The 20,544-nt window shown below is 69.0% G+C and carries 12 protein-coding genes; 1 reads left to right on the top strand and 11 read right to left on the bottom strand.

The window, feature by feature from the left end; genetic code table 11:
• Positions 1-58 precede the first annotated feature (58 nt).
• The 10 genes from M2163_RS44910 to M2163_RS44955 all read right to left on the bottom strand — a co-directional run bounded on the left by M2163_RS44910 (position 59) and on the right by M2163_RS44955 (position 19,173).
• Positions 59-4,345: a discoidin domain-containing protein gene (locus M2163_RS44910; RefSeq protein WP_280897006.1), complete on the bottom strand. Its 4,287-nt coding sequence runs from the start codon at positions 4,343-4,345 to the stop codon at positions 59-61.
• 155 nt (positions 4,346-4,500) lie between these two features.
• Positions 4,501-7,875, bottom strand: coding sequence for a CARDB domain-containing protein (locus tag M2163_RS44915; RefSeq protein WP_280897007.1), 3,375 nt, complete (start codon positions 7,873-7,875; stop codon positions 4,501-4,503).
• 352 nt (positions 7,876-8,227) lie between these two features.
• Positions 8,228-9,238, bottom strand: coding sequence for a LacI family DNA-binding transcriptional regulator (locus M2163_RS44920; protein WP_280897008.1), 1,011 nt, complete (start codon positions 9,236-9,238; stop codon positions 8,228-8,230).
• A gap of 127 nt (positions 9,239-9,365) precedes the next feature.
• A complete protein-coding gene (locus M2163_RS44925; protein ID WP_280897009.1) occupies positions 9,366-11,399 on the bottom strand; it encodes a glycosyl hydrolase family 28-related protein in 2,034 nt (677 codons plus the stop codon).
• A 135-nt stretch (positions 11,400-11,534) separates the two neighbouring features.
• Positions 11,535-13,142: a glycoside hydrolase family 13 protein gene (locus M2163_RS44930; protein ID WP_280897010.1), complete on the bottom strand. Its 1,608-nt coding sequence runs from the start codon at positions 13,140-13,142 to the stop codon at positions 11,535-11,537.
• A 138-nt stretch (positions 13,143-13,280) separates the two neighbouring features.
• Complete coding sequence (locus tag M2163_RS44935; RefSeq protein WP_280897011.1) at positions 13,281-14,156, bottom strand: carbohydrate ABC transporter permease; 876 nt, start codon at positions 14,154-14,156, stop codon at positions 13,281-13,283.
• Positions 14,157-14,171: 15 nt separating this feature from the next.
• Positions 14,172-15,131 carry a sugar ABC transporter permease gene (locus M2163_RS44940; protein ID WP_280847070.1) on the bottom strand — a complete coding sequence of 320 codons (960 nt, stop codon included), beginning with the start codon at positions 15,129-15,131 and terminating at the stop codon, positions 14,172-14,174.
• Positions 15,132-15,205: 74 nt separating this feature from the next.
• Positions 15,206-16,621 (bottom strand): extracellular solute-binding protein, encoded by a 1,416-nt coding sequence (locus tag M2163_RS44945; RefSeq protein ID WP_280897012.1) that lies wholly within the window; start codon positions 16,619-16,621, stop codon positions 15,206-15,208.
• A 611-nt stretch (positions 16,622-17,232) separates the two neighbouring features.
• Complete coding sequence (locus M2163_RS44950; RefSeq protein WP_348541390.1) at positions 17,233-18,408, bottom strand: PP2C family protein-serine/threonine phosphatase; 1,176 nt, start codon at positions 18,406-18,408, stop codon at positions 17,233-17,235.
• 162 nt (positions 18,409-18,570) lie between these two features.
• The gene (locus tag M2163_RS44955) at positions 18,571-19,173 is read right to left on the bottom strand and encodes an ABATE domain-containing protein (protein WP_280897014.1); all 603 of its coding nucleotides are present in this window, start codon (positions 19,171-19,173) and stop codon (positions 18,571-18,573) included.
• A gap of 77 nt (positions 19,174-19,250) precedes the next feature.
• Between M2163_RS44955 and M2163_RS44960 the strand changes: the two genes are divergently transcribed.
• A complete protein-coding gene (locus tag M2163_RS44960) occupies positions 19,251-20,042 on the top strand; it encodes an MBL fold metallo-hydrolase (RefSeq protein WP_280897015.1) in 792 nt (263 codons plus the stop codon).
• A 47-nt stretch (positions 20,043-20,089) separates the two neighbouring features.
• Here the strand turns inward: M2163_RS44960 and M2163_RS44965 are convergent, their stop codons facing one another.
• Positions 20,090-20,524 (bottom strand): hypothetical protein, encoded by a 435-nt coding sequence (locus tag M2163_RS44965; RefSeq protein WP_280897016.1) that lies wholly within the window; start codon positions 20,522-20,524, stop codon positions 20,090-20,092.
• Between the last annotated feature and the right edge of the window lie 20 nt (positions 20,525-20,544).

Below are 20,544 nucleotides of genomic sequence, written 5' to 3' on the forward strand. Positions count from 1 at the left end.
GCCAACGCCTCCGCGCCCGCCGCTGAGGGCGACGGGCGCGGAGTGTGAGCGGTGCGGGTCAGCAGGGGTTGACGGTGAGTTTGAGCGGGGTCGTGTTGCGAATGTCCTGCGCGTTGTTGCTGGTGCGCAGGCAGTTGATGGTGGCTTCGCCCAGCGCCGGGCCCTGGTCGGGCTCGGGCAGTTCGTTGGCCCAGATGCCGAAGCCGGACTTGGCGTCCCAGGCGTCGCCGCTCTTGCGGGCTCCGCTGATGGAGATGTCGTTGAAGACGGTGTCCTTCACCGGGTACTCGGCTTGGCCGTTCTTGTAGTTGGTCTGGAACATGATGCCGCTGTAGGTGGGGTCGACGATGTCCACGTGGTTGACGCGGATGCCCTGGAAGACCTTCGAGGCGGAGAAGACCCAGATGCCGGGGAAGGTCTGGTTGCCCCAGAAGTGTCCGCCCGCTCTGACGATCGAGATGTTCTCGAAGGTCGTGGGATCGGTGCCGAAGCCGTTCATCGGATAGCCGAAGTCGAGCGAGGAGATCGTGATGCCGGAGTAGACGAGCGTGTCCGCGATGTGGATGTTGCGGAAGGTGTTGTTGTAGCCGCCGTAGACGGCGACACCCGCGGCGCGCCAGGTCAGGGTGGTGGTGAGGTTCTCGTAGACGTTGTTCTTCATGTCGGCGCCGCCGGCGTCGATGGCGGAGAACAGGGCGAAGCTGTCGTCACCGGTGGCGCGGGCGTCGTTGTTGGTGACGAGGTTGTCGGTGGATCCGTTGGTCATGTTGATGCCGTCGGCGAACATGTCACGGATCCGTGAGTTCTTGATGGTGATGCGATCGGTGTTGGCGCCCCAGTAGAGGCACACCATGTGCTCGTTCCAGACGTCGTCGATGGTGATGTCGGAGACGTTCGCGAAGTCGAAGACCTTGCCGGGGCCGTTGATGCGCGAGGTGTAGTTGCCGAAGTAGGCGAAGCCCTTGAAGAGCGAGCCCTTGGCGGTGGCGTCGGCGCGGAAGCCGATGTCGGTGTTGTCCTGGGTGGTGGGAGCGTGGAACTGCGTGTACCAGGGGCCGGCTCCGACGACCTTGACGGCCTTGCCGTAGACCTGGAACTTGCTGGAGGTCTGGTAGTCGCCGGGCGGCAGGTAGACGCCGACGAGGGTGCCGGTGGTGTCCATCCGGACCTTGTCGAGCGCGTTCTGCACGTCCTGGTGGGTGAAGCCGGCGGGCACGGTGTACGACGCGGGGTCGGGGTTGCCGGCCGGTGCGACCTGTTCCAGGTTGACGAAGTCGATGGAGTAGGTGCTGGTGTTGGCACTGTCCTTCTGGAGGCGGATCTTGCTGCCGGCGGGCACGGTCTCGCCGAGCAGGACGTGCGCCTCGTCGTAGATGTGCCGCGGTGCGCCCGCTCCGGGCGAGTTGCCGGGTTCCGCCTCGGCGCCGTACAGCCAGGCGTACTTGGAGGTGAGGGGGACGGCCTTCTTGAAGGTGCCGTCGATGTACAAGTCGAGGGTGGAGTCGATTCCGCCGCCGCCCGGCGCGTCCGGGATGGAGAAACGGGTCACCAGGGTGTTGGTGGCGGCGCGGGTGGTGAACTCGACGTACTCGCCGGTGGCGTCCAGGCGGACGGCCTTGCGTCCGGAGGCTTCACCGGCGGGGTCGCCCACGGTGCGGTTGGGTCCGAGGACGGTGGCGCCGCCGCCGGTCGTGCCGTCCTCCGCCTCGTACATGTCGTACGGCATGTTGGCGCCGCGCCCGACGAACAGCGACTGGGTGGCGGTGTTGTTCTCCCGTTTGACCGGCAGTTCGTTGTCGTCGGCGGCGAGGACGGTCCGGACCGTGTAGGTGCCGTTGGCCGCGGTCCAGGTGCCGAGGGTGACGACCTTGGAGTCCCCGGCGGCGAGGACACCGTCGTGGGAGTCGGTCAGGGTCTTGACGGTGCCGCCCTGCTTGTCGAGCAGGGTGAGGGTCACGCCGTGGCTGCCTGCCGCGGTGGGCTCGGTGCCCTGGTTCTTGACCGTGACCTTGAAGGAGACGGTGTCCCCGGCGGACGGGCTGCTCGGGGTGGTCGTGACCGAGGTGGTGACCAGGTCGGAGCTGGCGACGGGCTTCACCACGAGGGCGGTGGGCCGGGTGTAGGTGTTGTTGGTCTCGTTCTGTTCGATCACCGCGCCCGTGTCGTCCGCGACGGCGCTGAACTCGTAGGAACCCGCCTCGCGTTGGCCGATGGACGCGCTGACGGTGGTCTGCGCACCGGCCGCGAGTGCGCCGACGTCTGCGGTGGCGACCTTGGTGTCGCCCAGGCGCAGGGCCAGTCTGCTGGCCGCCGCGGCGGCGGGGCCGTCGTTGCGGACGGTTGCCGAGACGGTGATGGAGTCGGACTCCACCGGCGCGGCCGGTGACGTGGTCAGGCCGGTGACGACCAGGTCGGGGTTGGGTGCGGGAACGCCGATCACCTGCACCTCGGCGACCTGGCCCGCCGGGGCACCGGAGTTCGCGGTGAACCGGAGCCGGACGTCGGCCGTACGGGCGGTGAGCGGGATGGTGACGGTGTTGGCGGTCGCCGGGTCGAAGGAGTAGCTCTTTGCGGCCACGAGGCTGGTGAAGCCGGAGGCGCTCTGCTCCCGGCCGAGGACCTCGATGGTCTGGGTACGGGCCGACCACGCGCTGTCGGGGTTCAGCTTGACGACGAGGCGGTCGACGTCGGCGTTGGCGCCGAGCTTGACGGTGAGGGTGTTCGGGTAGCTGCCGCCCGCGCCTTCCCAGTAGGTGGAGGTGTTGTTGTCGTTGGCGTTCGCGGCGATGAAGTTGTTGACCGTGGAGGACGCCTCGATCGGCTTGCCGACGGCGAGGTTGGAGCCGGTGCCGCCGCTGCCGTTGCGGGTGACACTGTTGCTGTTGCCGGACTGGTTGCCGGCGGCGTCCTTGGCCCGGACGTAGTAGGTGACGGTGCTGGTCGTGGGCTGGGTGTCGGTGAAGGTGGTGACGTTGCCGGCGACGCTGTCGCGGAGAGTGTTGTTGGCGTAGATGTCGTAGGCGGTGACGCCGGTGTTGTCGGTGGACGCCGTCCAGGTCAGGCGGATCTGGCCGGTCGCGGGCTCGGTGTATGCCAGGTTTGCGGGCGCGGTGGGCGCCTGGGTGTCTCCTGCGTCGCCGATGCGGGTGACGGTGTTGCTGTCCGGGGACTGGTTGCCGGCGGCGTCCCTGGCGCGGACGCGGTAGGAGACGGTCTGGTTGGACGGGCGGGTGTCGGTGAACGTGGTGACGTTGCCCGCGACGCTGGTGAGCAGGGTGTTGTTGGCGTAGATGTCGTAGCCGGTGACGCCGGTGTTGTCGGTGGACGCCGTCCAGGTCAGGCGGATCTGGCCGGTGGCCGGTTCGGTGTATGCCAGGTTTGCGGGCGCGGTGGGCGCCTGGGTGTCGCCGCCGGCCGGGCCGTAGATCTCCAACTCGGATATCTGCGCCGCGGGTTGTCCGGTGTTGGCGGTGACCAGGACGCGGACGTATCGGGCGGTGGTGGAGTCGAAGGTGATCGTGGCGGTGTTGTCGTTCGCCGCGTTGAAGGCGTAGGACTGGGAGGCCGTCAGGTCGGTGTAGGCGGTGCCGTTTGCGCTGGTCTGGAGCTTGAGGGTCTGGCTGCGGGCGCCCCAGTTCGCGGGTAGCTTCAGGACGACCCGGTTGACCGCGACCGAGGCCGCGAGGTCGGCCTCCAGCCACTGTGGGAAGGCGTTGTTGGCGCTCTCCCAGTAGCTGGCCCGATTGCCGTCGTTGGCGTTGGGTGCGGCGTAGACGTCGGTCTGGCTGGCGGCCTTGAGGGTCTTGCCGCTCGCGAGGTTGGTGGAGGAGTCACCGGCGGCGTGGACCTCGAGCTCGGAGAGCTGGGCTGCCTGCCATCCGGTGTTGGCGCTGATCGCGATGCGGACGTAGCGGGTCTGGGTGGCCGGGAACGCGATGGTGACGGTGTTGGCGGAGGCGGGGTCGAAGGAGTAGGCGGCGGACGACTTCAGGGTGGTGAAGCCGGTGCCGTCGGCGCTGCCCTGGACGGAGAGCGTCTGGGAGCGGCTCTCCCAGGTGGCGGGCAGCTTCAGGACGACCTCGTCGACGCGCTCACTGCTGCCGAGGTCGGTCTGGACCCACTGGGGCAGGCTGGAGCCCGCGCTCTCCCAGTACGTGCCCTGGTTGCCGTCGGTGATGGTGGTGGCGGCGTAGCCGCTGTTGGCGCTGCTGGCCGAAGCGGTGTCGCCGAGCGCGATGTTGGGTCCGCCCGCGGCGTGGGCGGACATCAAGGGGGCGCCCAGGCCCAGCAGGCATGTCACCAGCACGGCACTCAGCCACCGTGGTCTCCAGGAGGGGGTTCTCATCGTTCCTCGCATTTCGGGGGCGCGCCTCGGGTCCGGGGCGCGGATCGGGAGGGGAATCGACGGTTGACGCCGTGGAGTTCGCTCTGTGCGTTGACGGGTCCGCGCCGGAGCGGCGGCCCCTGTGAGGAGCGGGCCGCCGTCCGGTGCGTGCGTCGTCAGTTGCGGGTGATCTGGAACTGCGAGCCCGGTTCGACGCAGACGTCGCCCTCCGCCGAGCCGGTGATGTTCACGCCGGTGAGGGTCGCGCTGCCGCGGGCCCCGCCCATCGCGAGGACTCCGCAGCCGTTGACCGAGGTGTCGATGCGGACGTTGCTCACCTTCACGCCCGGCATCGCGCCGCCCCCCGTCTTGAACTGGAGGCCGTCGTACGTCGAGTCGTGGATCTCGGTGTCCCGGATGGTCACGCCCGGTATGTCGGGGCCCTGCGCGAACAGGGTGATGGCGCCGAACTCCTGGGCCTCGCCCCAGAACGCCCCGCCGGTGCGGTGCAGCGCGTTGTTGGCGATGAGGGTCTGTCCCGAGAACGGGATCGGGTCGTGGTCGGTGGCCAGCATGATGCCGGGGTAGTTCATCGTGTCGGAGACGACGTTGTTCTCGACGGTGTTGCCGTAACCGCCGTACACCGCGATGCCGTTGGCGCGCCAGGGCAGTTGGACGGTGTTGTTGCGGAAGTGGTTGTCGTGGCCGACGTCGACGGACGTGTCCTTGACGTACTTGCTGGCCCACACGGCGAGCGCGTCGTCGCCGGTGTTGCGGAAGGACGAGTTGTAGACGGTCGAGTTGCGGGTGCCGTTGGTGAAGTTGATGCCGTCGGCGTAGGTGTCGCGCACCCGCATGCCGGTGAACTCCAGTCCGTCCCCCGGGTTCCAGAGCTCGGGGATGTTGGAGTAGTCGCGGCCGACCCAGACGCCGACGTTGGCGTGCTCGATCCAGACGTTGCTGATCTTCGTGTTCTTGCCGAAGCGGCCGTTGAGGCCGACGCCGCCCTCGGCGTTGCCGTCGCCGCCGCGGATCGTGCCGGATCCGAAGATCGCGATGTCGGAGATCTTGGTGTTGTCGTCGATGTCGAAGCCGAAGTTGCCCTCATGCGGGTGGTTGATGCCGCCCGCGTCCTGCGGCGCGGTCAGCGTGTACAGCTGCGAGTGCCACATGCCGGCGCCGCGGATGGTCACGTCACGGATGCCGACCTGGTTGTATTGCCCCCGGTTGAGCGGGTCGTCGGTGAGGATCTTCTGCTCCTGGCGCCACTGTCCGGCGGGGATCCACACGCAGTCGATCGTGCCGTTCTGGTCGGCGGTGACAGCCCGCTGGATGGCGTCGGTGTCGTCTATGCCGTCGTTGGGGACGGCGCCGTAGGCGGTGATGGATGTGCATTCGGCGGGCTTCGAGGCCGCGGGGGCGACCTGTTCCAGGTCGACGAGGTCCACGACGTAGTAGGCGGCGTCGTCTCCGGCGTCGCGCTGGAGACGGAAGGTCGTGCCTGCGGGGTAGCTCCTGCTCAGCAGTGCGCTTGCCTCGTCGAACAGGCGCCGCGCGTCGCCGCCGGGCCGGTTGGTGAGCCCCTCGGGATCGTCGGTGCTGCCGTACAGCCAGCTGTGCTTCGAGGACAGGTTCAGCTTGCGCACGAACGTCCCGTCGGCGTAGAGGCTGAGGGTCGCGTCCCGGCCGCCACCGGCAGCGGCGTCGGGGATGGAGTTGCGGACGACGACGGAGTTGGCGGCGTTGGTGGAGGTGAACTCCACGTAGTCGCCGGTGGTGTCGAGACGTACCGATTCGCGGCCCGAGGACTCGGTGGCGAAGTTGGTGTGGCCGAAGGTCCGCTTGCGGTCGGCGACGAGCAGGCTGCCGCGGTAGCGTCCGGCTTCCGCCTGGTACTCGGTGTAGGGCACGGCGGCTCCGCGTCCTACGACGATGGAGCGGGCGAAGACGTTGTTGCCCTCGTTGGTCTCCGCGACCGTGTTGGTGGCGTCCGCGGTGGCCGTCAGGGTCGCACCGCCGCTGGTGGCCTTCCAGGTGCCGCCGATCGTGACGTCGGCCGTGGTGCCGGCGGCGATCGCGGGTGCGGTGCCCCGGAGGGTGCTGCTGCCGACGGTCAGCTGGGTGACGGTCCCCGCGGCGACGGCGGTGGTGCCGCGGTTGCGGACCGCGACGGTGAAGGAGACGTCGGCGCCGACCGCGGGGGAGGACGGGTTGGTGGTGATCCCGGTGACCGTGAGGTCGGGTCCGGGGCTCTGCGAGACGGTCAGCTTCGTGGCCGCGGTGCGGCTGTTGTTGCCGTTGTCGGACTCGGTGACAGTGTCGTTGGGGTCGACCACCGCGGAGACGGTGTAGGAGCCCATCGGCCGCTTGCCCACGGGTACGTCGACCGTTGTGGACTGTCCCGCGGCGAGCGAGCCGACGGAGGCCGATCCGGCGACGGTTCCCTCGACGCTGACGTCGAGGGTGCTCGCGGGTGCGGCGGCGTTGCCCGCGTTGCGGACGGTGGCCTTGACGCTCACAGCGTCCGCCTCGGACGGGGAGGCGGGGGACCAGGTGAGGTCGGTGACGACGAGGTCCGGCTGCGGGGTGGCGGTGCCGAGTACCTCGATCTCGGCGACCTGGGCACCCGGAGCACCGGTGTTGGAGGCGAAGGCGAGCCGTACGTCGGCGACGCGGCCGGTGACCGGGACGAGGACGCTGTTGCCGCCGGACGAGGGGCTGAAGGCGTAGTCGGCGCGTGCCTTGAGGCTCTTGAAGGAGGTCTGGTCCGAGGCCCTGCCGAGGATCTCGAATGCCTGGGTGCGCGGTCCCCAGGCCGCGTCGGGGTTGAGCCTGACCCGTACGGCTTCGACGTCGGCGTCGGAGCCGAGCTTGACCGTGAGGTTCGCCGGGAAGCCGGCCGACTCCCAATAGGTGCCGAGGTTGCCGTCGTTGGCGTTGGCCGCGACGTAGTTCTGGGTCGTCGAGGAGGCCTCGACCGGCTTGCCCCGGGCCAGGTCGCCGGCCTCGGTCGGCGGCTCCTCCGGGTTTTGGCCGCCTTCGCCGAAGACTTCCAGTTCGGACAACTGGGCAGCGTTCCACCCGGTGTTGGAGGCGATCTGGATGCGCACGTAGCGGGCTGTGGCGGTCGGCAGGTCGATGCCGACCGTGTTGGCGGCGGACGGGTTGAAGGTGCGGCCCTGTGCCCCGACGAGCGTGGTGAACGAGTCGCCGTTGGTGCTGCCGAGGACGGACAGGGACTGGGTACGTGTCTCCCAGCTCGTGGGCAGCTTCAGCGCGACACGGTCCAGGGAGACCGCCGCGCCGAGGTCGACCTGCACCCACTGCGGGAAGGAGCCCGCGGGTCCCTCCCAGTACGACTGTTGACTGCCGTCCGTCACGTTGGCGGCCTGATAGCCGCCCAGGGAGCCGCCCGCCGTGGCCGTGCGGCCGAGGGCGAGGTTGACCTCGGCGGGGGCGGCATGGGCTGGGACGGGGAGCAGTCCGAGAACGGTCAGGCCCGCCGCGAGCAGGCCTGTCCCCAGCCGTCTTCTCAGGTGTGTACGTCTCATGTTGGCCTCTCCGCACCCCGGGCGCGGCACGGACTTTCCCGCCCCCGCTCGGACCGGGCCGGCGGGCGGGGGCGCGCGCGGGGGAGGCCGTGGTGGGGGTGAGGAGGCCGCATGCCGAGGACCCAGCATGACTTCGTTGAGGGGTGGCGCCGTTGAGTCGATTTATTGAGTAGTTCTGTGACTCACTTGCAACGCTGAGGTGACAGGTTTCTCCAGCGTGACGGCTTTGTCAACGGTTCCGTCAAGTTCACGACAAAACAGGGTCGCGGAAACGACGACGGCACCGGCGTCGAGACCGCCTGAAGGCGGTGACACCGGTGCCGCAGGGCTGCGCTGACTCAGACGGGCAGGCTCACTCGACGGGTGGCTGGGCCGTCGAACCGCGTACCACCAGCTCCGGCTCGAACAGCAGCTCACCGGGGTGCGCCGCGGTTCCCTGGATCTGGGTGCACAGCAGGTCGACCGCCGCGCGGCCCATGGCCTCGATCGGCTGCCGCACCGTGGTCAACGGTGGTTCCGTGCAGGTCATGAACGCCGAGTCGTCGAAGCCGACCACCGACACCTCGGAGGGCACGGACAGCCCCCGTCGGCGCGCGGCCCGGATGGCGCCCAGGGCCAGCGGGTCACTGGCGCAGACGATGCCGGTGACACCCGCGTCCAACAGCCGCGCGGTGGCCGCCTGGCCACCCTCCAGGGAGAAGATCGACCGCTGCACCAGGGCGTCGTCCCAGACCGTGCCCACCGCAGCGGCGGCCACCTGTGCGGCCGCTAGCTTGCGGCGCGAGGGCATGTGGTCCGGAGGGCCGAGGACGAGGCCGATCCTCCGGTGGCCCAGCGAGGCGAGGTGGCGCCACGCCTGCTCGACCGCGACCGCGTCGTCGCACGCCACGCAAGGAAAGTCCAGCCCGTCGATGGAGGCGTTGACCAGCACGACCGGGATCTTCCGCTCCGCCAACTGGTGGTAGTGCTCGTGCGGGGCGTCGGCCTGCGCGAACAGACCGCCCGCGAAGATGACGCCGGAGACCTGCTGCTGGAGCAGCAGCTCCACGTAGTCGGCCTCCGACACGCCGCCGCGGGTCTGCGTGCACAGCACCGGAGTCAGTCCCTGCTGGGCCAGAGCACCCCCGATGACCTCGGCGAACGCGGGAAAGATCGGGTTCTGGAGCTCCGGGAGCACGAGGCCGACCAGCCGCGCGCGCTCCCCGCGCAGTTGGGTCGGCCTCTCGTAACCGAGGACGTCCAGGGCGGTGAGGACCGACTGGCGGGTCCCCTCGGAGACACCGGGCTTCCCGTTGAGGACACGGCTGACCGTTGCCTCGCTGACCCCAACCTTCTTCGCCACCTGAGCAAGTCGTCGCGTCATGAACGCAAGCCTAACGCAAAAAACGCAAGCCAATTGCGACAGAATCCGATTTTCCGCTCTCCCGAAGACGTTCGCCTTGCAGCTCTCACCGCACCGACGGCAGCCGCGTTTGCGGGCGGTCCCGCGCTCACCAGCGGGAGGGCGCCGGCGGCGGCACCACAGGCGGCCGGTCGTCGCAGGTGATGGTGTTCGGCAGCAGCCAGTCGGCCAGCCAGCCCCCGTCGTTGCCCCCGAGGTCGGTGAGCGTGAACTCCGATCCGCTCGTCGGGAAGTTGAAGGAGCCGCAGTTGTTCACGCCCACCGCGCCGACATTGCGTGCGTCCACGTTCTCGAAGGTCGCGGACCCCTTCGTACGGGCGCTGACGACCGAGTTGCCGGTGCCGTCGACGCGGATGTCCTTGAAGTGCACCGCGGGGATGTCGTAGAGGTCCTTCACCCCGTACTCGCTGACCAGCATGATCGCGTTGTGGGTGCTGTCGAGGTAGTGGTCTCCGGTGACCCGGATGTCGGCGTCGATGGAGCGGTCCAGGGCGTAGAACCAGAGGGCGCCCAGACCGATCCGCCAGTTGAGGTCGAGGGTGCCGGCCCGGACGGTGGTGTTGTCCTGGAAACGCAGGTACCCGCCGAACGGCTCGGAGCCGAAGCGTGAGCCGACGTGCAGGGCGCTGCCCTCGCGCACCGGGTCGGCGACGAGGTTGCCGCTGACGGTGTTGTCGCGGCCCCCGTAGACCGCGATGCCGTTGGCGAGCGTCGGGGACTGCACCGTGTTGTGGGAGAAGGTGTTGCCGGTGTCGGCCGTTGTCTGCGACCACATCGCCAGACCGTCGTCGCCCGAGTTGCGGACGAAGTTGTTGTGCACGTTCGAACCCGTCACGCCGGTGTGGAAGTTCAGGGCGTCGGCGATCTGGTCGACGATCACGTTGTCGCTGACGCGGAGGTCACGCATGGGGCCGTCGAACCACAACCCCACCTTGGTGTGGTGCAGGTACAGGCCGTTGATGGTGGAGTCGCTCATGGCTCCGCCGATCGCGTTGACCTGATCGGTGTCGACCCGTTCCCGGACGTCGCCCTCGATCGCGAAGCCGGACAGGTGGACATTGCGGCTGCCGCCGTCCGCCGCGCTCCTGCCGTACAGCCCTACACCGGTGTGCCGGGACCCGTCGGGCGCGGGCGTGTCCAGGGTGACCTGGCGCCCCTTGAGGATCGTGTACCAACTGCCCGCACCGGTGAGGGTGACGTCGTCGACCTCGATGTGCCGGTTGACCTGGAAAGTGCCCGGCGGAAGGTAGACGGGCCGGTCGGCGCGGCGGGCGAACGCGATGGCCCGCTCGATGGCGGGTGCCGCGTCCCGTCGTCCGCTGGGGTCCGCTCCGAAGGCCCGGACGTCCACGCCGCCGCGGACGGTCTTCGGCGCGCCCACCAGCTGGGTGTCGAACAGGTCCACGACGGTCCAGGCCGCGCCGCTGCCGGTGGGAACCGTCAGCCGTACGACGTCACCCGCACGGTAGGTGCGGCCGAGGAGCAGACGCTGCTCGTCGTAGAAGTGGGTGGGGCGGAACGGCTTGTCGATCCGCGGGGCCGGTGTGGTGGCCGACGGAACGCAGGAGCACTCGGCGATCCACCAGTCGGGGTGCAGGAGGTCGGCGTCGGGGTCGTTGGTGAAGGGGTACTGGTTGTACAGCCAGGAGTACTGCGAGGTGAGCGTCATCGTCGTGCGGTGCCGGCCGGCGACGCTCACGTCGAGGGGGGCGGTGATCCCGCCACCCCCAGGTGCGTCGGGGATGCTGTAGCGCAGGTTGAGAGCGTTCGCGGCGCGTGGCAGGACGAACTCGACGTACTGTCCGGGGGACAGTTTGACGGCCTTGCGCCCGGACGCCTCCGACGCGAGCGTGTACGGGGTGCGGTCGGGGCCGATGACGGTTCCGTTGGTGGTGACGTTCTCGGCTTCCTGCTCGTCGAAGTCCACGTCCGCGCCGCGCCCGGCGACCAGCGCCGGCTCCAGCCCCGCCCGGGTCAGCACCGGGCGGTTGCCGCGGCCGTCGTGCGACCCGCCGGGTGCGGCGGCGGCCGTGGTGCCTGCCACCGAGCCGAGGGTGAGGAGTGCGCAGAGCACGGCGGTGGTTCTCGTGCCGGTGTGTGTGCGGACGCGTCTGGAGGACATCGGATCTCGCTTCTGTCGAAGGGAAGACACCTGCGGATGCGGTCGGGGGAAGGGTGAGCGGTGCCGTGGTTCGGTGTCGCACTGCCGGGGTGGTGCCCGCGCGCCCGGCCGACGAGGCGCGCAGGGGCAGCCGGGTCAGGCGGTCCGCAGCCAGACGGCCGTGTCCGACGGCAGCTTGCCGTCGCTCTCCAACGGGCCGCTGGACAGGAGCACTTCGCCGGCCACCGGCAGATCGACGGGCGCCTCGGACAGGTTGACCACGCAGATCGGTCCCCCGGGACGGGCGAAGGCCAGCACTCCCACCTCGGCGGGCAGCCACTGCATCGGCCCGTGGCCGAAGGCCGGCTCGGAGCGCCGGATGCGCAGCGCCTCGCGGTAGAGCGTGAGCATCGACCGCGGGTCACCGCTCTGGCGGTCCACCGCGTACGGCGCCCAGTCCTCGGGCTGCGGCAGCCAGGGCGCGGCCCCCGTGCCGAAACCGTAGGCGGGGGCCTGCGCCTCCCACGGCAGCGGGACCCGGCAGCCGTCGCGGCCGGGATCGACGCCGCCGGAGCGGAAGTGCATGGGGTCCTGGATACGGTCGAGGGGGATGTCGGCCTCGGGCAGGCCCAGTTCCTCGCCCTGGTAGAGGTAGACCGAACCGGGCAGGGCCAGGGTCAGCAGGGCGGCGGCCCGGGCACGACGCGTCCCCAGTGCGAGGTCCGTGGGGGTGCCGAAACGCTTGGCGGCGAAGTCGAACCCGGTGTCCTCGCGGCCGTAGCGGGTGACGGTGCGGGTGACGTCGTGATTGCACAGCACCCAGGTCGCGGGAGCTCCGACAGGGGCATGCTCGGCGAGGGTGTTGTCGATGGTGCGCCGCAGCCGGTCCGGCTCCCAGGGGCAGGCGAGGAAGTTGAAGTTGAACGCGGTGTGGAGCTCGTCGGGGCGCAGATAGCGGGCGAAGCGCTCGGCGTCGGGCAGCCACACCTCGCCGACGAAGACGCCGCCGTACTCGTCGGCCACGGCACGCCAGGACCGGTAGATGTCGTGGAGCTCGTCCTGGTCGATGTACGGGTGGGGGTCCACGTCCTCCACGAAGTCGGCGAGCGCGGGATCCTTGGCGAGCAGCGCGGCGGAATCGATGCGAACACCGGCGACACCGCGCTCGAACCAGAAGCGCAGCACGTCCTCGTGCTCCTGGCGGACCTCGGGGTGGGACCAGTTGAGATCGGGCTGCTCGGGGGTGAACAGGTGCAGGTACCACTCGCCGTCCGGGACGCGCGTCCAGGTGGGGCCCGAGAACTGGGAGGGCCAGTTGTTCGGGGGCAGTTCCCCGTGCTCGCCGCGTCCGGGGCGGAAGTGGAACCGCTCCCGCTCCGGGCTGCCGGGGCCGGCGGCCAGGGCCGCCTGGAACCAGGCGTGCTGGTTGGACACGTGGTTGGGGACGATGTCGACGATGACGCGGATACCGACCGCGGCGGCCTCGGCGATCAGCTTCTCGGCCTCGGCGAGGGTGCCGAAGGCGGGGTCGATGGTGCGGTAGTCGGCGACGTCGTAACCGCCGTCGACGAGGGGCGAGGCGTACCACGGGGTGAACCACACGGCGTCGACGCCGAGTTCGGCGAGGTAGGGCAGTCTCGCCCGGACGCCCGCGAGGTCACCGGTGCCGTCGCCGTCGCCGTCGGCGAAGCTGCGGGGGTACACCTGGTAGATGACGGCGTCGCGCCACCAGAGGTCGGGGCCGGGTGCGTGAGGGGCTGCCACAGAGTGGTCCTTTCGGGCAGGAAGAGGTGCCTCGCCGCCGCTCCGGTCGCTGCGGGGCGGGTGGTGACGGGGCGGCGGCGAGTCCTTGGGGGGCAGGGCGGAGCCAGGTTCGCGGTGGTGGCCGTCAGGTGGTGGCCGTCAGCCTTTGAGGCCTCCGGCGGTCAGGCCGCTCATGATGTTGCGCTGGAAGACCAGGAAGATCAGCAGTGTCGGTATCGAGGCGATGGTCAGCGCCGCGATCAGTACGTTGACGGGGACGCCGTTGGACAGGGAGTAGATACCGACGTTCAGGGTCTGCTTGGCGGGGTCGGGCAGGGTGAGCATCGGCCACAAGAAATCCTTCCAGACTCCGACGACCGCGAAGATCGAGACCACGCCCAGGATGGGGCGGGAGATCGGCAGCACGATGGACCACAGGGTGCGCAGCGGGCCGGCGCCGTCCATGGAGGCGGCGTCGAGCAGTTCCTGCGGTATGGAGTCGAAGAAGCGCTTCAGCAGGAAGATGTTGAAGGCGTTGGTGACGGACGGCAGCCAGATCACCCAGGGTGAGTTCAGCAGGTTGCGCTCCACGAGCGGCACGTCGAGAACCGTCAGGTACTGGGGGACGACGAGCACGGTGGCGGGGATCATCAGCGTCGCGAGCATCATGCCCAGGATCGCCTTGCCCAGGACGGGACGCAGCTTGGACAGCGAGTAGGCGGCCGCCACGTCCAGGACGAGCTGGAAGGCGAGGGCGCCGAACGCGTAGTACAGGGTGTTGAACAGCAGGGAGGACAGGTCCATGACGTCCCAGGCGCGGCTGTAGCTGTCCGGTGTGAAGCTCTTCGGCACCAGGGTGGGCGGGGTCTGGACGACCTCCTGGGTGTCCTTGAAGCCGCTGGAGACGAGCCAGTAGAGCGGTCCGAGGAAGGCCAGCGTGAATCCGGCGACGACCACGGCGAAGACCGTCCAGTACACCGCCTTGCCCTTCGGCCTGGCGAGGGTTGCGGGCGAGATGAGTGTGCGTGTCGACATGGTGGGCTCCCTGGCCTACTTGTCCTCGGCGCGGCTGAGCTTCACGTAGAGCGCCGAGAATCCGGCGAGCAGGACGAGGAGCAGCAGGCCGAGCGCCGCCGCGGCGCCGTAGTTGTTGAAGTTGAACGCGTACTGGTAGATCAGGTAGACGACGGTGGTCGTGGAGCCTTCGGGGCCGGCGCCGCCGGTCAGGAGGAAGGGTTCGACGAAGACCTGCATCGTCGCGATGATCTGCATGAGCAGCATCAGTGAGAGGATGAGCCGGGTCTGCGGGATGGTGATGTGCCAGATCTTGCGGAGCAGGCCGGCACCGTCGAGTTCCGCCGCCTCGTACAGTTCGCCCGGGACGCCCTGGAGCGCCGCGAGGTAGATCAGGGTGGCGCCGCCCATGTTCATCCAGGTCGCTGCGATGACGACGGAGAGCATGGACAGGTCGGGATCCTGGAGCCACTGCTGCGCGGGCACCCCGAAGAACCCGAACACCTCGTTGAGCAGGCCGTATCCGGGGTCGTAGAGGTACTTGAAGAGCAGCACCGAGGCGACGGGCGGCAGCATCACGGGCAGATAGACGAGCAGCCTGAGGTAGCCCTGCCCGTGCCGGAACTCGTTGATGACCACGGCGGCGACGAACGGCACCGCGAAGCCGAAGATCAGCGCGAGGACGGTGAACAGGAGCGTGTTGCGCCAGGCCTGCCAGAACGCCGGGTCGTTGAAGACGGTTTCGAGGTTGTCGAGGCCGACCCAGGTCGTCTGTCCGCTCTCGGTCTTCTGGAAGGCGAGCAGGAACTCCCGGATCATCGGGTACCAGGAGAACACCAGGAAACACAGCACGGCTCCGATGAGGAAGCCGTGGGCCGTCAGGTTGCGCCTGAGGCTGTTGGCGAAGGAGCCGCCGCGGGTCGATGGGCCCGCCGCGCGCGGCTCGGGAGGGCGGGAGGGTCCCGCCTTGCTCGGGGTCAGGCTCGGGGCCGACATCGTCGCTCCTCGGTGCTGGGCTGCTGGATCTGCTGCCGGGCGGGGCCGCCTTCCGGCCGCCCCGCCCGTGCCGGTCACTGGTTGGCCAGGACCTGGTTGACCTGCGACTCGGCGGTGGCAAGCAGCTTGTCGACGTCGGCGTTCTTGTTGGTGAGGATGCCGGACATGACGTTGTCGAGGACCTTGTAGATCTCCTGCGCCTTCGGCGGCTCGGCCTTGCCCGGCACCGGGTTGTCCATGAACGTCTTGAAGTTGGCGACCGGCATGGTGGCGTTCGCCTGGCGCGCGGCGTCGTCCTTGGTCTTGGACTCGTTGAGCCAGAAGTTGGGCTGCGGCACACCGACCGGGAGCTTGTCGGCCTTGGTCCGCTCCCAGTCGAACTGGCCCTTGCCGACGGTGAGGTTCTTGAAGTTGAGCCAGGCGATCGCGGCCTTGATCTTGTCGCCGGAGATGCCCTGCTTGATCATGTAGTTGTTGCCGCCGGCGAGGGTGCTCTGTCCGCCGGGGATCGGGCCCATGCCGAAGTTCTCGTACGTGGCGCCGAGTTGCTGGACCATGTACGCGATGTCGTCCGGGGCGGCGAGGTACATGCCGAGCTTGTCGGTGGCGATCTGCTTCTGGAGGTCGCCCCACTTCAGCAACTGGGTCTTGCCCATGCTGTCGTCCTCCCAGCGCATGGCGTGGAGGTTCTCGGCGACCTGCTTGCCGAGGGTGTCGTTGAAGGCGGCTTTCTTGCCGCTCGCGTCGACGATGTTCCCGCCCCGGCTGTAGAGCTGGGCGGTGAAGTGCCAGCCGCCGGTGTTGCCGGCACTGTACTCACCGAATCCCGCGATACCGTCGCCCAGGTCGGCGATCTTCTTGGCGGCGGAACGGACCTCGTCCCAGGTACGCGGCGGACTGTCGGGGTCGAGGCCGGCCTGCTTGAACAGCTTGCGGTTGATGAGCAGGCCCATCGTGTAGTTGCTGGTGGGCAGACCGTAGAGCTTGCCGTCCTTCTTGAGCTGGCCGAGCACGTTGGGGTCGATGTCCTTGAGCGCCGGCACCGACTTGTCGCTGACGTACGCGCTGATGTCTGCGGCGCCGTTCTCGGAGAGCACCTGGTCCAGGTCGGTGAAGTAGGTGTAGAAGACGTCCGGTTGCGACTTGGCCTTCAGCATGGCGGTGAAGCGGGCGGGCTCCAGGCACTGGCCGGGAGTGGAGCGTCCCTCGATGGTGACGTTGGGGTACGTCTTGTTGAACTCGGCGACGTCCTCCTTCCACTCCTTCAGCTCGGCCGCCTTCGCGGTCGGAGGCATGCAGTCGATGGTGATGGTCACCTTCGTCTTGGGGTCCAGCGGGGCGGACGGGTCGCTCGCTCCGTTCCCCTGGGAGCCGTCGCTGTCGTCGCTGCTGCTGCTGGTGCCGCAGGCGGCCAGGGCGGTCAGGGTGAGCGCGGAGACAAGGGCGGCCGCGCTGGCGCGACGCGTACGACGGAACCGGGCAACTCTCATGGGTGGGTCCCCTTCGGGCATGACGTGGAGGAGGCCCCACCGACTGTGCTCGGGTGCGTTGTGGGGCGGGCCACACTCAACCACCGCTGACAAGACTGCGCAAGATTGCGCGTCAGTTTTGTAATTGCTCGACAGTTGAGCGTCGGCTAGTCGTCAGCGACGCAAGGGGGGCCTCGTGCAGGCGACCGTGAGCCTGGGGCGTGAGGGGGTGGCACGGGGAGTTCGGCGGCGTGGCGCACGTCCCCGATAACGGTGGCAAAGCGGAAGGAGAGAGGCCGAGCGGCGCCCCGCGTCCGGGTGTGCACTGCTTGCGGCCGCTGCCCTCTGCCGTCCGCCGTCAGGTCGGTCATGGGTGGGTTGAGTCGCCTGAGTGAACGTCTCCGGAGGTCGATGCACGTCCGCAAATTATGGGGCAGTCCTCGCAATTACCTGATGGAGACATCGCGGTGCGCACGCAGCACGCTACGAGTAGCTGAAGCAAGCTCTGGAGCAACTGCGCCTCAGGCCGGGGCAGTTCCCTGGGTTCGACGCTTCCCCCAGAACGGCCGGCGCCTGCTGATTGCCCGGCCTCGCGGCCGGCGGGGCGGCGGCGGCCGCGTCCCGTTCGTGCGTCACTGCGTACGCGGTTGCCACTCCACCAGCATGATGGTCGCGTCGTCCCGGAGCCGGCTGGTCTCCGCGTCCAGGATCGAGTGGATCAGCCGCCGCAGGCTCTCCGGGGCCAGCTCTCCCGCGGCGGTTGCGCGGATGACGTAGTCGGCGAACCGCTGGAGCCCGAACAACTCCCCGTCGTGGGTGCGGGCCTCGGTGACACCGTCGGTGTAGAGCAGGACCCGGTCGCCCGGTCGCAGTGTCACCTCGTGGATCGTGCGGCCGCGGTCGCCGAGCAGGGACGGCAGTCCCAGCGGAGGGTCGGCGTCTCTCTCCAAGGCACCCTCGATCAGCCGTTGGTCCCGGATGAGCAAGGGGGCGGGGTGTCCGCAGTTGTACCACCGCAGAACGCCCGAGGCGAGATCCAGTTGGGCGAGGACGCCGGTGCAGAACTGGTTGGGCAGCCATTGGGCCAGGGCGTCGTCCACGGTCTGTGCCAGTTCGGGCAGTTCGGCTCCGACGCGGCGGGCGTTGCGGCAGGCCGCGAGGGAGAGGGCACTGGTCAGGCCGGAGGCGAGGTCGTGCCCCATGGCGTCGAGGACGGTGGCGTGCAGCGTCGTCTCGGTGAGGGCGTGGGCGAAGGCGTCGCCGCCGATCTCGTAGGCGGGTTCGAGGACGGCCGTGGAGACCACGCGTGTGTTGCCGATCGTCCGGGGCGGCAGGAAGGCGCGCAGCATCTCGGAGGGCAGTTGCATGCGTTCGGTGCGGGTGCGCTGGACGTAGGAGTCCTTGAAGGTGCGCCGGGAGGTGACCATCATCGCCACGAGGGTGGCCAGGGCCTTGCCGCGATTCAGGGAGGCGGCGGTGAGGGAGGGGGAGTGGACGGCCAGGACTCCCAGTCGTTCGGCGCCGTCCAGCAAGGGGAACCAGGCCACCATCGCGCCGGAGTCCGCGGGCTCGACTCGCAGGGACTGGGTGCGGTACGTCCAGCCGGCCAGGGAGTCGTCGATGGGGAGCGTCGCGGTCACATCGGTCAGCGGGACCAGGTGACGTTGCTGGATGTCGGCGAGGTAGGCCACCGAGTGACGCAACCCGAGGGCCTTGGTGCAGCGGGCCATGGCGGTGGTGAGGTCGACGGTCCGGTTGGCCGAGTCGGCCAGGAACTGGTGCAACTGGTCCTCACCGGCCTCGGGCATCGTCACCTCGTTCCGCCTCCCTCAGGTCGCGAGCCGTCTGGCGCCCATGGTTCAGCAGTCTCACACCGGGGCTGTGCGGGCGCATTCGGACGGCCGCCCTCGGGTGACGCGTGGCGCCGGAATCAGAAGCGGCTTCAGGACGGGTGGACGCTGGGTTCGGTGTCAGGGAGAGGCGGTGCGGCGGGCGTAGGCGCGGGCGGCGCGTGCGCGGTCGCCGCAGCGGGTGGAGCACCAGTGGCGGCGGCCGTGGCGGAGCAGGTAGCGGTTGCAGGGGGCGGAGCCGCAGGCGGTGAGGCGGTCCGCGTCGGGGCCCGTGAGCAGGTCGGCGGCGTCAGCGGCGAGGGTGGCCAGGGCGTGGTCGACGATCGCGGTGGTGGGGTGCGGGGTGGAGCGGTAGGGGCCGGTTTTGTCGTCCCACTGCAGCAGCGGAGCGGTGGGAACGCGGGTCATCGCGTCGTTGACGGCCCTGATCGCGGCGGGGAGGGCAGCCAGCCCTTCGGCGCGAGCGGCGAACAGCGACCTGATCTGTTCGCGCAGCGAGCGTAGTTGGGTCGCGCACATCTCCCGCATGCCGGCGTCGACCGGTGCGAGACCGCGTTCCGTCAACCAGTGGTTCGCCTGCGCGGGGGTGCCCAGAAGATCGACCGTGTGCCCGCCCGTCAGCACGATCGCGCTGTTGGCGAGGGCGAGGGAGAGGTGCTCCTCCTCGCCCTGAGCGGGCGGCAGACCGAGCTGGTCAGTCGGGGACTCTTTCACGTTTCTCATGTTAGTCCTTGCGTGTATCCGTGAGAAGCGACTAGGTTCTTCTCACGGTTAAAAGACGCTCATCCGTGAGGTGCTTCATGTCTTCTCTTCCCGCAACCGCCCATCCCTTCCCGGTCCGGGTCTTCGGTGGCCCCACCGCCCTCTTCGAGTACGGCGGCCTGCGCTTCCTCACCGACCCGACCTTCGACGCCCCGGGCGACTACGCCCGTCCTGACGGCCGATTCCTCACCAAGACAGCCCCCTCCAGCGGGGTCCCCGCCGATCTCGGCTCCATAGACGTGGTTCTGCTGTCGCACGACGAGCATCCCGACAACCTGGACAAGTCCGGCCGGGCCCTGCTTGCCGACGTCGGGCTCACCCTCACCACCCCTGGCGGCGGGCAGCGCCTCAAGGACGGAGCCAAGGGTCTGGCCGACTGGGAATCCGTCGAACTGAACCGCCCTGACGGCGGCACGATCACCGTGACAGGAGTCCCCGCCATACACGGCCCCGGCCCGCGTGAGAAGGTCGAGCGCGTGACCGGACAGGTCGTCGGCTTCGTCCTGACCGGAGAGGACCTGCCGACCGTCTACGTCAGCGGCGACAACGCCTCCCTCGACGTGGTCAAGGAGATAGCCGAGCGCTTCGCCCCCATTGACACCGCACTCCTCTTCGCCGGCGCCCCCCGCTTCCCCGAACTCTTCGCCAACCAGTTGATCGTCCTGAGCAGCGCCCAGGCAGCCGAGGCGGCCCAACTCCTCGGCGCCCGCCGCGTGATCCCCGTCCACTACGACAGTTGGGCCCATTTCACGGAGGGCCATGACGAGTTGGCAGCCGCCTTCGCTGCCGCCGGTCTGGCCGACCGCCTGGACTGGGGCCGGCGAGGCTGAGCCTCGGCGCCTTAAGGCCGCCGACCGGGCAAGATCCTGCTGAAAGCTCAGTGCTGCGATGTCCCGGCAGCAATCTCGAATCCTGAGGACTCGTCCCACGGAACCGCACCCCACAGGCTCACCACGGCGGCCCAGATGCGGTCCACCAGAGGCCAGTCGGGGTTGTCCCCGCTGAGGGTGACAGTGGCCAGCAAGTCGCATCCCCAGATGCCGTGCTCGTCGTTCGGCGAAGCGGCGATCACGGACTCAGCGATCTCGGCTACGCCCACGTGTACTTCCAGCGTCAACAGGTCCGCGACTGGCCTGTCGCTGCCGCTGCGGCCAGTACCGAGCCTGAAGGCGGCCACCGGTGCCTCGTACGGTCCCAGGCACTCGCCGACCAGAGGGACGCCGCTCTCCAGGAGGTGATCCAACAGACGATCAAGTGCCTCGTCCCCGCTCTCTTCTCCAGAGCGGCAGAAGAAGCTGAGTTGATAGGTCACGGTTCCCTCGTCGTTCACGC

It is taken from the genome of Streptomyces sp. SAI-135 (assembly GCF_029893805.1).
GTDB lineage: Bacteria > Actinomycetota > Actinomycetes > Streptomycetales > Streptomycetaceae > Streptomyces.